The following is a 15,022-nucleotide window of genomic DNA, read 5'->3' as shown; positions in this document are numbered from 1 at the left end:
ATCAATCATCAATCAAAATCATCAATCAAAAAACGAATTGTTCAATCTAAAAAAAACAAAATGAAATTATGAACATTGAAAACACAAAAGCACAGATGCGCAAAGGTGTTCTTGAATTTTGCATCTTATCTGTTTTAAAAGAAAAAGACGCATACACATCAGAAATATTAGACACTTTAAAAAACGCAAAATTATTAGTGGTTGAAGGAACGGTTTATCCTCTTTTAACCAGACTGAAAAACGACGGTTTACTCAATTATCGCTGGGAAGAATCGACTTCCGGACCACCACGAAAATATTATGGATTAACCGAAATAGGACAAACTTTTTTAAACGAACTTAACGGTACCTGGACAGAATTGTCTGACGCCGTAAAACTAATCACCAATCAAAATCAATAAGTCATGAACAAAACAGTAAATATTAACTTAGGAGGTATGTTTTTTCACATCGATGAAGATGCATACTTAAAATTAACGCGCTATTTTGACGCCATAAAACGATCATTAAACAACTCATCTGGTCAGGATGAAATTATTAAAGATATCGAAATGCGTGTTTCTGAATTATTAACAGAAAAACAAAAAAGCGACAAACATGTTGTGGGATTGAAAGATGTTGAGGAAGTGATTGTAGTAATGGGACAACCTGAAGATTACATCATTGAAGATGACGAAAAACCAAATCAGTCTTTTAATGATTATGCAAACAGAAAAACCAAAAAATTATACCGTGATAAAGAAAAAGGTATGATTGGTGGTGTTGCCACAGGTTTAGGACATTATTTTGGAATTGATGCCGTTTGGATCAAAATCATATTCTTAATATTTGTTTTTGCAGGTTTCGGAACCGGGATCTTAGCTTATTTTGTTCTTTGGATCGTAACGCCGGAAGCAGTTACAACTTCTGAAAAATTAGAAATGACTGGTGAACCGGTAACCATTTCAAACATTGAGAAAAAAGTTCGTGAAGAAATTGAATCGTTATCTGATAAATTTAAAAGTGCAGATTATGATAAAATGGGAAACCAGGTAAAGTCGGGAGCTGAGAGAATAAGTAGTTCATTTGGAGACTTTATCATGACAATTTTTAAAATTTTCGCTAAATTTTTAGGAGTAGTTTTAATCATGTCAGGAATTAGCGTTTTAATCATGTTACTGATTGGGGTTTTTACTTTAGGAACGAATGTTTTTGTTGATTTTCCTTGGCAAAACTTTGTTGACGCAGGAAACTTTACAGATTACCCTATCTGGTCATTTGGTTTATTGATGTTCTTTGCAGTTGGAATTCCGTTTTTCTTCCTTACGCTATTAGGTTTCAAATTGTTATCTCCAGACTTAAAATCAATTGGAAATATCACAAAATATACCTTGTTAGCAATCTGGATTATTGCAGTAGCAATTGCAATAAGCATTGGAATTAAACAAGCCACTGAAATTTCTTATGATAATAAAACTATTGAGAAAAAAGAGATTGGTATTAGTCCAAACGATACGCTTTATGTAAAGTTTAGATATAATGATTATTATGCTAAAGACTTAGATCACCACAGAGATTTTCAATTTGTACAGGATTCTGCCAACAATCAATTGATTTATTCTACAGATGTTCGTTTGCATGTTTTACGTACTGATGAATCTAATGCATACCTGCAAATAGAAAAAAGTGCAAGAGGAAATTCATTTACAAATGCTAAAAAAAGAGCAGAAAAAATAAATTATAAGATTGAAATTAACGGAAATCATTTAATTTTGGATAATTATTTTCTTACGGATGTAAAAAACAAATTCAGAGGACAAGAAGTTGACATATATCTATACTTGCCAGAAGGACAGTTATTTAAACCAGATTCTTCTGTACAAGATTACGACGATTCTGAAGATGATTTTTTCAACTTACACTTTAGTGGAAATTACAACTACAAGGTAGAAGGTTCTAAAATTAAATGTTTTGATTGCCCGCCAAATGAAGATGATTTTGACGATGTTACCATTGAAGAAAATCAAAACGACAATGATACAATAAATGAAGTTTCGGTTAAAATTAACGGTAAAGAAGTTTTAAACGGAAAAAAAACTAAAGGAAAACTAACCACTGATAAAAACGGAGTAATAATCAAAATTAACTAAGCCATGATCAAAATAATCATTCATATTACGAAATTCATTATTGCCACAATCACCGCATTATTATTTGCCTCTTGTAATTTTAACATGAATACTGTTGAAGGCAGCGGAAATGTGACTACCGAAAAAAGAATTGTTGAAGGAGATTTTAAAAACATATCTGTAAGCAATGCCATTGATGTTGTAATCGAACAATCTGACGCAACCGAAATTACTGTAGAAGCTGATGATAATTTGCAGAAAGAAATTATAACTAAAGTAGAAAACGGAACTTTAATAATTAAATGTAAATTCAGTTCTTTCCGCAACATAACAATGAAAAAAGTTACTGTAAAAGTACCTTCTCTTGAAAAAATTGAAGCCTCGAGTGCTTCAACTGTACAAAGCAAAAATGTTTTTCAGGGAGAAAATATAGATCTTGAATCATCAAGTGCAGCAACTATGGATCTTAACATTGAATCTGATAACATTTCAGCCACATCAAGCAGCGGAAGTTCTATTAACGTTCAGGGAAAAGCTTTAAAAGTTCAAACAACAGCTTCAAGCGGTGCAAGTGTTGATGCCGGAAAATTATTGGCAAACGAAGTAAACGCAGATGTTTCAAGCGGAGGAACTATAAATGTACATCCAATTGTAAGCCTTAAAGCAGAAGCAAGCAGCGGAGGTCATATTAATTATGATATAGCTCCTAAAACAATCGAGAAAAAATCAAGTTCAGGAGGAAGCATCAGCCAGGGATAAATATTTATCTGTTAAATATAAAAGAAATCATTCATCAAAAGTGGATGATTTTTTTATATTTGTCCAAATCAAATCTAGAATTAATGAAAAAAAGTACAGCCTTACTCCTATTATTATTAGTTACGACATTAACTTTTGCACAAAAAAGAGAGAAACTAAAAGGATCTAAAATCGTAACCACTTCTATTAAAGAAGTAGGAGAATTTGATGGAATCGAAGCCGATGACAATCTGGAAGTTTATCTGGAACGTGGAGAGAAAAACGAAATCAAAATCGAAGCCGATGACAATTTACACGAAATCATCGGAATGGATTTAAGAGACAGAATGCTTCGTTTATACACAACAAAAGAAAGCACCATTTTTAAGAAATTAATTGTTCGCGTTACGTACACAAAATCTCTTAATAAAGTAATTGCAAAAAATGAATCAGTCATTTATGCTATACAAGAACTTCAATTAGACGATATTACATTTAACAGTTCTGATTATTCTAAATTATTTCTGAATGCAAATTCTAAAAAATTTACCTTAATTGCTGATGATAAATCAAAAACGGAATTGAACTTAAAATCAGATGATGGTACGTTACAATTAAGTAAAAATGCTTCAATAAAAGCATTGGTTGCTGCAATAAAATTTAAATGTGATTTGTATCAAAAAGCAAATGCTGCAATTGAAGGAATTACCGAAAAAGGAACTATTCGTTTAGACAACAATTCTACTTTTACAGGAACAAAATTCACCTTAAAAGAAGCAAATGTTACCACAGAAGGATATTCAACAGGAACTATTCTTGCAGAAACTACTATTTCGATAGCTGCCGGAGACAAATCAGAACTTACCTTATTTGGAAATCCAAAAATTGAACTTACCCGTTTTTCTGAAGAAGCAAAATTGATTAAAAAACTTAAATAGTTTCAAGTTTTCAGGTTCCCTTTGTTTCAAGTTTGTTGGAACATTCTAAAATAAAAAATCCCATTCGTCGCGACGAATGGGATTTTTTATTTTTTTATTGGCTTTCTAATTAACGTTTCCAGGAACTTGAAACAAAGAAAACCTGAAACAATTTTTACTTATTCCTTAGACGCTAAATATCTTTCAGCATCAAGTGCAGCCATACAACCAGTACCTGCAGCTGTAATTGCCTGACGGTATACGTGATCTGCAGCATCACCGGCTACAAAAACACCATCAACATTTGTTTTAGATGTTCCTGGTACATTTATAATATAACCTGTTTCATCAAGAGTAATATAATCTTTAAAAATATCTGTATTTGGTTTATGACCAATTGCAACGAAAAATCCTGTTGCAGGAATTTCAATTACATCACCTGTCGTTTTGTTTAATGCTTTAATCGCATGAACAACGTTGTTATCACCTAAAACTTCTACAGTATCGTGATTCATTAAAATCTCAATATTTTCAGTTTTGCGAACACGTTCTTCCATAATTTTCGAAGCTCTGAATTTTTCGCTTCTTACCAACATGGTTACTTTTTTACAAAGTTTAGACAAGTAATGTGCTTCTTCACAAGCAGAATCTCCTGCTCCAACAATAACAACTTCCTGATTACGGTAGAAAAATCCGTCGCAAACAGCGCAGGCAGAAACTCCTCCACCCATGTTTAGGTAATGTTGTTCTGAAGGCAATCCTAAATATTTAGCCGAAGCTCCTGTAGAAATAATAACGGTTTCACAGTGCAATTCGATTGCATCGTTAATCCAAACTTTATGAATATCTCCTGAAAAATCAACTTTTGTAGCCCAGCCATCACGAATATCAGCACCAAAACGTTTTGCTTGCTCTTGTAACTGAACCATCATTTCAGGACCTGTAACACCATCAACATAACCCGGAAAATTCTCTACCTCATTTGTCGTAGTCAATTGACCACCAGGCTGCATTCCTTGATATAATATTGGATTCATATTTGCTCTGGCAGCATAAATTGCAGCAGTATAACCCGCCGGACCAGAACCAATAATTAGGCATTTAATTTTTTCGATTGTATCTGACATAATATGTATAGTTTTTAGTGATGCAAAGGTAAACTTTATTATAAAAAATTCCCCTCAAAATAAATCCTAAATAACTATCTTAAAATAAGTTTTATTTATTTTGAAATTTTTCTTTTGTAAACAGAATTTATTACTATATTTGCATCCGCTTACGGGGTGTAGCGTAGCCCGGTTATCGCGCCTGCTTTGGGAGCAGGAGGCCGCAGGTTCGAATCCTGCCACCCCGACTTTTTAGACTTTCAAAGTCAGTCAAAACCCCTTAAATCGTATGATTTAAGGGGTTTTTCTTTTTATTCAACTCCAAAATATTCAAGATATATCAAAGAAAATGGGACCTATTCGGCTACCCCTTTTCTTTTTATACCTTGCAGGTTCCAAAAATCATTTTAATACAATCGTTTTCAGTCTGTTGTGCTCAAATTTTAACATTTGATGCTTCTCAAAATACGCGTTTATTTGATCAAAAAATCAGATGTATTGAGACCCATTTAATGTTCAAATCTTTTGAAACATTAAATTTTTGAGATATGAAAACAGCAGGAATTACATTCGGGGTCCTCTTTTACCTAAAGACCCAAAAAACCACGATCCAAGGTTCGGCTCCCATCTGTGCCCGAGTAACGGTAAATGGAAAACGGACTGAGATTTCAGTCAAGCGTTCCGTTAAGGCAGCCGAATGGGATGAAAGAAAAGGCATGGCTAAGGGAAACCGCAAAGAAATTATTGAACTCAACCTATTTCTTAACCAGTTCAAGGCAAAGATCATAAATACCTATCAGCAGATGCTGTTGAATGATGCTGCGATAGACGGCCCTGCGATACGCGACCGGGTACTAGGCACGGACAACACAACTCCAACATTAATGACACTGATGGATTATCATAATGAACAGCAGATGCATAAACTTGCTCCGGGAACCATGAAGAATTACCATACCACACAGCGGTATGTGAAAAAATTCCTTTTGGAGAAACTCTACAGAAATGATATTTTCCTTTCACAGCTTAAGTACAAGTTTATTTTGGACTTTGAGCGCTTCCTTTTTAATTATGTCCCTAAAGACCACCAAAAGCCTCTTAACAACAATGGCATAATGAAGCATATTGAAAGGCTGCGCAAAATGATAAATATGGCTGTCAAATTAGACTGGCTGGCCAAAGATCCCTTTGCAAGCTTTAAGAAGCATTTTGACAAAGTTGAACGGGAGTGCCTGAACATTCAAGAACTTACTGCAATGGCTAACAAAGAATTTACTATAGAACGTCTGAAGTGTGTGCGGGATATGTTCCTATTTAGCTGCTACACGGGGCTTTCATATATTGAACTCGCTGAACTTACTCCAAATAAGATCATTACGGGTATTGACCACGGCTTATGGATATCCACTAGCAGGGCCAAAACGGATATAGCTGTTCGCGTACCCTTATTACCTAAGGCAACAGAGCTATTGGAAAAATACCGTGATGATCCAAGGTCTCTGAGTAACGGCACCGTATTTCCCGTAATTTCAAACCAACGGATGAACGGCTATCTGAAAGAGATTGCTGACCTCTGCGGAATAACAAAAACGCTCACCTTTCATATCGCAAGGCATACTTTTGCAACTACCGTTACCCTGAGCAATGGTGTACCTATTGAAAGCGTGTCCAAAATGCTCGGACACACAAGTATCCGTACCACTCAAATCTATGCTAAGGTGGTTGAGCATAAACTCAGCGAGGATATGCGCAATCTTGAGCTAAGGATGTCTGGGGATGTGTTGTGTAATTGAAAGCCTAGAAATCTTACTATAAAAGGCAGTCATTATTGACTGCCTTTTATAATTTAAATAATAATCGGATACGTGATTATTGTTATGCTCATTGAAATATAAGATTTGTCGTTTTACTCAATTAAAAGGAACATAAGTTAACACAAGCAAAAATTCTTTACTCATTGTTTTCAATTCTTGAAAAGTACTTCCTCTAAATACTTTCCGCCTCATGCTGTCTCTTTAAAGCAGAAATATCATCTACAATCTTTGGAAGATTTTTAAAATGAACGTATGATCTGTGAAAATCGGAATGATTTATACTTGGAGTTCCCTGAACTGAAGTATTATCCTTTATACTTTTGGTCACTCCGGATTGAGCTTGAATCTGTACATTGTTGCCTATATTTAAATGACCAATAATTCCCGCTTGTCCGCCGATTAGACAATTTATTCCGATTTTTGTCGAACCAGCAATTCCTGTTTGTCCCGCTATTATGGTATTAGAGCCTACCTCAACATTGTGGGCTATATGGACTTGATTGTCGAGCTTTACTCCATTTCTAATTATGGTAGAACCTAAAGTTGCCCTGTCGATGGTCGTATTCGCACCTATCTCTACATTATCTTCAACTACAACATTTCCTATCTGGGGTACTTTCTTGTACGTTCCATCCTGTTCCGCAGTAAATCCAAAACCATCAGATCCGATAACTGAACCTGAGTGTATTATGCAGTTTCTTCCTATTTGTGTTTCAGAATAAATCCTTACTCCGGCGTATACTACACTATTGTCTCCAATATATACATTATCTCCCAAAAAACTGTTAGGGTAGATCTTTACATTGTCTCCAATTTTAACGTTGCAGCCAATATAACAGAAACTTCCCAAGTAAAGATTTTCTCCATATTGAACACTTTCAGAAATCACAGATGGCTGCTCAATTCCTGACTTCATCATTTTTACTTCATTGTAATATTCTAACAATCTAGTAAAAGATTTATAGGGATCAGAAACTTTGATAATTGTCGCAGACAGGGGCTGTTCAGGAATAAAATTTGAATCCATAATAATAATTGACGCTTTTGTTGAATACAAAAATTTCAGGTATTTAGGATTTGCAAGAAATGTCAGCGACCCTTCTGCTGCCTCTTCTATCTTGGCCAGTTTAAAAACTTCAACCTTAGGATTTCCTTTGATTTCTCCGTCAAGTAAACCTGCTATTTGTTCTGCTTTGAATTTCATTATTTCCTTTTTATGTTTTACACTTTCGGTTGAAAGAGATGAATCTGTACTATTGTATTATATAGGCGGCTAGAACTCTCTATATATAAAATGTCTGGTTATTGTCATTCTTTGAACGTTTTATAGTAATTCAAAAATATCTTGCCTGCCTATATTAAAAAAACCGGCCTGCATCCGGATTGGATGAAGACCGGCACAATCAATAATTACAGATTTTTCTCTTATAACTTACCTATAGTTTTCTTATAAGAGGCAAGATTAATCATGTATTCTGCCTTTGCGCGAACAAGAGCAAGTACTGCCTGCTCCCAAATTACCTGAGCCTCCAGAACGTCGTTGCCGGTTATTGTTCCAACACCATAACGATCATTAGCAAGTCTCAAGTTTTCTTCTGACTGTCTTAAAGAAGCATTTGAAAGTGCAATTTTTTTAAAAGACTGGTTTAGCTGCATTTGTGCATTTGCCATTTCGATATTATACAGCTCTTTGCTATCTTCTAATTCTTCTTTTGCAGCTTCAACTTTAAATTTCTGCTCTTTTACAATGTTCTGGTTTTTGCCCCAGTTGAATATTGGTATCGAAACACTGAGCATACCGTAATAGGTATACATTTGATTATTTTGGTTTGAGGGATTTACGCCATTTCCGTATACTGCCAGACCACTTGCTGAAAGGCCAACCTGTGGAAGCTGGTCAGCTTTTAAAATTTTAGTCTGAAGCTCCTCAATTTCCAAACTTTTCTTCATAATTTGTATTTCAGGGCGGTCTTGTACAGATTCCTGCCCATTGACTTCTTGATAATTATACTCCAGAGCTTCCTCAATTGTAAAATTTACTTCACCAGGCTGACCGATTAGCTGGGCGAGATTAAGCCTGCCGAGTATAAGGGCATCATTAGCCTGAAGGATTGATAATTCTGCATTATTAAGATTTACCTCAGCACGAAGCAGATCATTCTTATAAGTCAGACCCGCGTCTACTGAGTTTTGAAAAACTTGGCGCAGGTCCTTAAGCATATCTCTGTATTTATTGCTGACAGCTATATTTTCAGTAGCCTGAACAAGCTGCCAATAACTGGTTTCAACTGCAAGTAAGACTTCGGCTTCAGTCATCTCTTTCTGCTTCTCATAAAGTTCTACTGATTTAGATGCCGTTTGTTTTCCATAATTGAGCTTTCCGCCACTGTAAATGTTCTGTTTAATATCAAGGCCTCCGTTAAGCATTTCTCCAGGCAAAAGTGAACTCAATGGATCTCCCACGTGAATTCCCTTTACCGACCCCTCCAATGAAGGTAATGCGGAAGCTTTAGTAGAGGCAAGTCCTGCCTTGGCTGCATCGATATTATGAGCAGCTTTTTTTATTTTTTTATTATTGGCTAAAGCCATAGTTCGACATTCTTCCAAACTCAATTGTTTTCCCTGGGCTCTCAAGCCGCAGCAAAATGTCAGCGAAAGCATGGTTATAATGCTTATACTGTATATACTTTTCATAATATTCCTCTTTATTGATTAATGGATGCTGGATTCGCTTTTATTAAGCTCTTCATCCTGTTCTCCCGATTCAAGAATCTCCGGTTTAATGAACTTATAATACATAACAGGGATAACAAATAAAGTAAGAACCATAGATACAAGTAACCCAAAAGCCAGAACACTTCCCAGAGGTGCCCACAGTGGCGACTTACTGACAATCATAGGAACAAGACCTACTGCGCCTGCCGCTGATGTTAGAAAGATCGGCCTCATTCTTCTTTTAGCAGCTGTTAGTGCAGCGTCTCTTATACTGTACCCATGATCCTTGATTAGTTCATCTGTATAATCCACCAGTATAATACCGTTACGGACAACAATACCTATTAAAGCAATAATACCCATAAATGCAGTCATCCCCATTGGATTTCCTGTTACAAACAGACCGGTAAAAGCTCCTAGAAGACTTAGAAGGAATGTTGAGAGTACTATCAGCGCTTTCGCAAGTGTTTTAAATTGAAACAGCAGAGTCAGAAATATTAAAAGTATACTTACAGAGAGAGCTGTAAGCATTCCCGGCATGTTATCAGCACTGGATTCGGCATCCCCTCCATATTTGATAGTAATTCCTGACGGAAGCTCAAGGGCATCAATCTCAGGCTCAATATTCTGAAGGATGGTTGCTGCTTTGATTCCTGATTGAGCTTCTGCAAGAACAGACAGAGTTCTCAAACCATTTCGACGGGCAATAACTCCCGTATGCCAGGTAGGAGTAACTTCCGCTACTTCTTTTAATGAAACCGATTTGCCATATGAACTGGTAACATGAAGGTTTTCAATATTGCTTAAATCATTTCTGTTATCAGCATCGAGCCTGATAAATATATCTATCGGGTTATCTCCTTCCCAAACCTTAGAAACGGAATACCCTTTTAATCCAGCTCCAAGAGTCTGGGTTATGGCTTCATTTGAAACCCCAAGGCGTGAAGCAGCACTTTCTTTTATTTTCAAGCTTACTCCCAGATAATCATCTTCATAGTCACTTCGTACCCAGTTAGTCCCTTTTGCTTTTTCAAGTATGGCTGCTATCTTTTCTCCTACCATTTTTTGATCTTTCATATCGTTTCCGATCACACGAATAGCAATTGGAGCTCCTTCCTGAAGGCTTAGTTGTTTAAATCTTACATAACCGTCTTTTAAAAAACCTTCAAATTTTGGTCGATATTCTTTAACCATATCCTCAGTGGCTTTATCACTTTCAGTTGTAATTAAAAGCTGTGCAAAATTTCTTCTTGGATTCTCGGGAGAATAAGAGGTCTGAAAACGCGGCGCACTTGTTCCCAGGAAACTTGCAATACTTTTAATCCTCGGGTCTTTCTTTAATATTTCTTCGACCTTTACAACAGCTCGCTCAGTCTCGGGCAGCGACATGCCGCTTGGCAGCCAGAATTCAACACTAAACTGATCCCTCTCACTTACCGGGAAAAATTCCTGCTGTACATTCGCTGCAATTACAAAAGCCAGAACTACAGCAAGCACACCTCCAGAAAGTGTTGCTTTTGGTCTCTCAAAACAGTATGCAACTGCACGGTCAAATAGATCCTGCATGCGGTCAAGCAGGGACTTCTTACTTGCTTTATTTTCATCTTTCTGATGATGGAGTCCCTTTTTAATAAACACAAAACACATATAAGGGGTAAGAAACAAAGCAATCAGAAGTGATGCTGTCAATGCTACAGCAATAACAACTGGCAGTGATTCCATAAAATCTTTGGCAATACCTTCCATAAAGATGACAAGAGGAAGGAAAGCAAAAATAATTGCTAATGTTGCAGTAAATATAGAAAGCGCCAGCTGCTTTGCAGCTTTATAAGCAGCTTCCCATGGTGTAATTCCTTCATCCAGCTTGTCTATATAATTATCAACAACCACAACAGCGTCGTCGACAAGCATTCCTAAAACAATGATTAGACCAGCAAGGGAAACCTGATGTAATTCTATGCCTATCATATTCATTACCCCAAAGGTGACCATTACAGCAATTGGAGCGGCAAGTGAAGAAACGGCTGCCATTCTGAATGGCAGTAGTAGCATTACCACAACTACTACAGATATAATTGCCAGGCCAAATTCCAGCATAAAATGGCTCACACTATGCTCAACCACCTTAGGCTGAGAAAATACAGTTTGTATCTTAACATCATCTGGAAAATCCTTCTGAATTTCTTTAAGCCTCTCTTCAATTTTCTCACCGAATGTCACAATATTATTTCCGGACTGCATTGCAATAGATAAAAGAACAGCTCTTTCTTTACTTAGTCTGATAAAAGAAGTCTCCTCTTCATAACGGCGCTCAACTTTAGCAACATCGCTAAGCTTAACTACAATTCCTTCAGCTGTTGTATAAATGATCTGATCCGCAATCTCTTTTTCCGAAATATACTGGCTGTCAGTGAAAATAGGGATAGTGTTTTTATTGATCGTCACTTCGCCCGAATATCCAGTTACATTATGCTTTTGAAGCACATTGGTGATAGTAGATACATCAAAACCGTACTGCTGCATTTTGCGGTCATCAATCGTAACGTATATCTGCTCTTTCTGCTCGCCTGAGCGATTAATTTTGGATACCTCCGGTATAGTCTTCAAATTATCCTCAACCTTGTCAAGGTAGCTGTCCAGCTCCCTATAACTGCGCGTTGAAGAGGATATTGATATGATTTCCGCCGACACATCACTGAAATTACTGTTTACTACTGGTCCCTGCACACCTGAAGGCAGTTCCTGCTTTAAAATAGTATTTAAACCATGCTGCAGAGTAGCCCAGAATTTCTTTCGGTCTTTAACTTTAGAATAGAGCTCAACAGTGACGAACACCGATCCATCTTTAGTTTGAGACCTAGTTTTTCTTTTATCTACTTCTTCAAAGGAGAAAAGGTATTGTTCTAATTTATCAGTAACTTGTTTTTCAGTCTGCACTTCATCTGCTCCCGGATAGAAAGCATAGACCATTGCCACTGGCATATCAATTTTGGGATCCTCAGCCCTGGGCATGGTTAGCAAAGAGTATATTCCGAAGGCTACAAACATAAAAGTGACCACAATTGTAATCTCTTTATGTTTCATTGCCCACTCTATGAAATTTATTTTTTTAGTTTTCATTTGTTATCTTGTTACTTCTCAATTAAAATGTTACCTCTGCACCATCCTTAAGTCTGGTTACTCCTGAGACTACAACCTTATCACCAGAATTTATTCCCTGCTCAACAATCAAATCCTGTTTCCCCGTAATTTTACCCACAGTAATACGCTTGCGGACAGCTTTGTTCTGGTTGTTTATAACATAGACATAGGTAAAGTTATCTGCATCTCTGGCAACAGAAGAAGCAGGAATAACAATTACTTTTTTATTTTTTTTCGGAAAAACTGCAACTTCTGCAAGCATTCCCGGAAGTAGCTTTTGATTACTGTTATTAATTTTGGCCTTTACCATATAGGTCTTAGATGTTTGATCGGCCTGAGGGTTGATAATGTTAATCTTGCCTTTTAAGTTCTCATCTAATGTTGGAACGTAAATAGAAACGTCCATGCCTGGACGAAGTGTTCCCACTTCAACTTCTGGCACAGATATAACTGCGTAAACCTGGTCAGTTTTAATAATTGTAAAGGCAGCCACCCCGGGGCCTGCTGTACTTCCTCTCTCAATACTTTTTATTGTTATGATACCTGACATGGGAGAATTTAACCTGCAGTCTGCAAGGTTTTTAGCACTGATTTTTTTATTTGCCTCTGACTGCTCAAGTTTGGCTTTAATGCTGATGTATTCACTTACCGGCAAACTACCTTTTTTATACAGCTGATTTTGTCTATCATATAAGTCAAGAGTCTGTGCATAGCTTGAGTTTGCAATTTTGAAAGAATTTGAAAAAGTAGTCGCATCCAGTGAAGCGAGAAGTTGTCCATGCTTTACATATTGTCCTTCCTCGGCTAATACTGCGTTTACAATCCCGGATACTGCAAAACCAATTTGTGCAGTATTATCAGCTTCAATTGTTGCTGAATAGCGAAGTTCCTGTTCTCTTTCCACTTCGGAGATTTCTACATAAGACACTTTTACAGGCTTCTGTTTTTGTTGTGTTTCGGCTTTCTTACAGCTCTGAGTAGAGAACGCAAGTGCAAGCGCTGCTAAAAAAAATTTAAACGATTTCATAAAATAACTATAGGTTTCTAAATTTGAACTGTATGCAGGCAAAAGTAGAAACAAGCACCTCCTGTTAAAAGAGACAATCTTCTGTAATATTGGTCTAATTGTCGCATTTTTACTTTGTAAGTTTTAATTGCGAAAATTTCAAAAAAGAACAACTTAAAATATTAAAAACCAATATTTTAAATACAAAAAACCACAGAACGCTATAAGAAATTTCGTTGAATTTAGAATTTAGAAGAGCGCAGGTGATAAAGAAATAAGCGGATATTTAAACTAAAGCAGTTAAACGGTAATCAATTGCAGGGGAATTCTATTTGGTGCTAAAATCCAGAAGTCATACAAGACACGAGCAAAGTGCTCCAGCTATCGTTCGATATTGAAAAAAATGATGTAAAATTACAATGGTACTTCATCAATATTTGTTATTTACTGATTGAAAAATGATAAGGTCGATGCTTACTATTTTTTATCTTCGGATGCTTCTGTAATTTTTGGGGCTGACACCAACACCTCGCTTGAAAAATTTGCCAAAAAAGGACTGGTCACTAAAGTTCAGCATATGGGATATCTCTCCTATGCTTAGAGACGGATCATCAAGAAGCATCCTCGCTTCTTCATTTACAATACCCTCTATAATCAATGCAGCAGATTTTCCAGAAATAGCTTTAGTAGTTTGAGTAAGATATTTAGGAGTAATATTCAATTTAGAAGCATAAAAAGATAAATTTCTATGTTCCCTAAAATTATCTTTGACCAGATTAACAAACGTTAATACTATATGTTCTTTTCTTGAAATTGGTGTGTTGACAGTTTCAGAGTATTTATCGCTTACAGCTGCGACTTCGAAAAGCAGGGAGGTAAAAGATAGATAAAGAAGTTCTTTACCATAAATATGATTTGACTGATTGACATAAAGATTATGAACTTCAGCAATTTTATTATTTATGGTCTTATAATCTTCATATTTAAGACTGTATTTAGACGACATACCTGAAGTAAATGTATGAAGCAGTTCGTTTGCATATTTATTAATTCCTGAATCTCTGATAAAATCGCCGGTAAATAGAACTAAAGAATGCCGGCAGTTATTTGTATTATTTACCTTTTTAATATCGTAAGGCCCGGTTGTCAAAAAATCCCGGTATTTTACTTTGTAATCCCGCAGGTTAATGTTCACTTCTCCGCTGCCGCTGTTTACGAGCATAATTTGAAAAAAATCGCTTCTAAAATGTCTTGTGAGATGTTCAAGCTCTGGCATAACGATATTACACTCCACAAAAAGTCCACTGTGATGTATCTTCTCCAAAGCATGGAGCTCGTCGAACTTGAAATGATGATTGATATTTTTATTTTTTTCCATTGCTAAAATTATACGGCTGAAAAAAAATCTTGAAATTCCTAAGCAATCAAATCAGCTTTCCTTTATACAAATGTCGAATATTAATTTAATTGTTCAATT

11 protein-coding genes and 1 tRNA gene are annotated in these 15,022 nt (G+C 36.1%); 6 read left to right on the top strand and 6 right to left on the bottom strand.

What is annotated here, in order from left to right; all coding sequences use genetic code 11:
• Positions 1–68: 68 nt before the first annotated feature.
• The 4 genes from BUE22_RS16090 (at position 69) to BUE22_RS16075 (ending at position 3,784) form a co-directional block, all read left to right on the top strand.
• Positions 69–401, top strand: a complete 333-nt coding sequence (locus tag BUE22_RS16090; RefSeq protein WP_007804050.1) for a PadR family transcriptional regulator — start codon at positions 69–71, stop codon at positions 399–401.
• Between the two features lie 3 nt (positions 402–404).
• Complete coding sequence (locus BUE22_RS16085) at positions 405–2,129, top strand: PspC domain-containing protein (protein WP_073396418.1); 1,725 nt, start codon at positions 405–407, stop codon at positions 2,127–2,129.
• A gap of 3 nt (positions 2,130–2,132) precedes the next feature.
• The gene (locus BUE22_RS16080) at positions 2,133–2,867 is read left to right on the top strand and encodes a head GIN domain-containing protein (RefSeq protein ID WP_073396417.1); all 735 of its coding nucleotides are present in this window, start codon (positions 2,133–2,135) and stop codon (positions 2,865–2,867) included.
• Between the two features lie 83 nt (positions 2,868–2,950).
• On the top strand, positions 2,951–3,784 hold the full coding sequence (locus tag BUE22_RS16075) for a GIN domain-containing protein (RefSeq protein WP_073396416.1): 834 nt from the start codon (positions 2,951–2,953) through the stop codon (positions 3,782–3,784).
• A gap of 158 nt (positions 3,785–3,942) precedes the next feature.
• Here the strand turns inward: BUE22_RS16075 and trxB are convergent, their stop codons facing one another.
• A complete protein-coding gene (trxB, locus tag BUE22_RS16070) occupies positions 3,943–4,890 on the bottom strand; it encodes a thioredoxin-disulfide reductase (RefSeq protein ID WP_042567246.1) in 948 nt (315 codons plus the stop codon).
• A 152-nt stretch (positions 4,891–5,042) separates the two neighbouring features.
• On the opposite strand from trxB, the gene BUE22_RS16065 reads away from it, so the two are divergent.
• Positions 5,043–5,117: transfer RNA gene (locus tag BUE22_RS16065), tRNA-Pro, on the top strand.
• A 300-nt stretch (positions 5,118–5,417) separates the two neighbouring features.
• A complete protein-coding gene (locus tag BUE22_RS16060; protein WP_073396415.1) occupies positions 5,418–6,662 on the top strand; it encodes a site-specific integrase in 1,245 nt (414 codons plus the stop codon).
• 193 nt (positions 6,663–6,855) lie between these two features.
• Here BUE22_RS16060 and lpxD read toward each other — a convergent pair whose 3' ends face one another.
• The 5 genes from lpxD to BUE22_RS16035 all read right to left on the bottom strand — a co-directional run bounded on the left by lpxD (position 6,856) and on the right by BUE22_RS16035 (position 14,923).
• Positions 6,856–7,887 (bottom strand): UDP-3-O-(3-hydroxymyristoyl)glucosamine N-acyltransferase, encoded by a 1,032-nt coding sequence (lpxD, locus tag BUE22_RS16055; RefSeq protein ID WP_073396414.1) that lies wholly within the window; start codon positions 7,885–7,887, stop codon positions 6,856–6,858.
• A 221-nt stretch (positions 7,888–8,108) separates the two neighbouring features.
• Positions 8,109–9,377: a TolC family protein gene (locus BUE22_RS16050; protein ID WP_084540271.1), complete on the bottom strand. Its 1,269-nt coding sequence runs from the start codon at positions 9,375–9,377 to the stop codon at positions 8,109–8,111.
• 18 nt (positions 9,378–9,395) lie between these two features.
• Complete coding sequence (locus tag BUE22_RS16045) at positions 9,396–12,518, bottom strand: efflux RND transporter permease subunit (protein ID WP_073396412.1); 3,123 nt, start codon at positions 12,516–12,518, stop codon at positions 9,396–9,398.
• A 22-nt stretch (positions 12,519–12,540) separates the two neighbouring features.
• On the bottom strand, positions 12,541–13,566 hold the full coding sequence (locus BUE22_RS16040) for an efflux RND transporter periplasmic adaptor subunit (RefSeq protein ID WP_124020480.1): 1,026 nt from the start codon (positions 13,564–13,566) through the stop codon (positions 12,541–12,543).
• Positions 13,567–14,029: 463 nt separating this feature from the next.
• Positions 14,030–14,923: a helix-turn-helix domain-containing protein gene (locus BUE22_RS16035; RefSeq protein WP_073396408.1), complete on the bottom strand. Its 894-nt coding sequence runs from the start codon at positions 14,921–14,923 to the stop codon at positions 14,030–14,032.
• Positions 14,924–15,022 lie beyond the last annotated feature (99 nt).

The organism is Flavobacterium pectinovorum (assembly GCF_900142715.1).
Classification (GTDB): domain Bacteria; phylum Bacteroidota; class Bacteroidia; order Flavobacteriales; family Flavobacteriaceae; genus Flavobacterium; species Flavobacterium pectinovorum.
This window is presented reverse-complemented; position numbering and strand designations above follow the sequence as displayed.

Excerpts from the sequence above, each read along its gene's own strand:
- trxB (WP_042567246.1), bottom strand. The coding sequence starts at position 4,890 with ATGTCAGATACAATCGAAAAAATTAAATGCCTAATTATTGGTTCTGGT.
- BUE22_RS16050 (WP_084540271.1), bottom strand. The coding sequence starts at position 9,377 with ATGAAAAGTATATACAGTATAAGCATTATAACCATGCTTTCGCTGACA.
- BUE22_RS16075 (WP_073396416.1), top strand. The coding sequence starts at position 2,951 with ATGAAAAAAAGTACAGCCTTACTCCTATTATTATTAGTTACGACATTA.
- BUE22_RS16040 (WP_124020480.1), bottom strand. The coding sequence starts at position 13,566 with ATGAAATCGTTTAAATTTTTTTTAGCAGCGCTTGCACTTGCGTTCTCT.
- BUE22_RS16080 (WP_073396417.1), top strand. The coding sequence starts at position 2,133 with ATGATCAAAATAATCATTCATATTACGAAATTCATTATTGCCACAATC.
- BUE22_RS16085 (WP_073396418.1), top strand. The coding sequence starts at position 405 with ATGAACAAAACAGTAAATATTAACTTAGGAGGTATGTTTTTTCACATC.
- BUE22_RS16045 (WP_073396412.1), bottom strand. The coding sequence starts at position 12,518 with ATGAAAACTAAAAAAATAAATTTCATAGAGTGGGCAATGAAACATAAA.
- BUE22_RS16035 (WP_073396408.1), bottom strand. The coding sequence starts at position 14,923 with ATGGAAAAAAATAAAAATATCAATCATCATTTCAAGTTCGACGAGCTC.
- BUE22_RS16060 (WP_073396415.1), top strand. The coding sequence starts at position 5,418 with ATGAAAACAGCAGGAATTACATTCGGGGTCCTCTTTTACCTAAAGACC.
- BUE22_RS16090 (WP_007804050.1), top strand. The coding sequence starts at position 69 with ATGAACATTGAAAACACAAAAGCACAGATGCGCAAAGGTGTTCTTGAA.
- lpxD (WP_073396414.1), bottom strand. The coding sequence starts at position 7,887 with ATGAAATTCAAAGCAGAACAAATAGCAGGTTTACTTGACGGAGAAATC.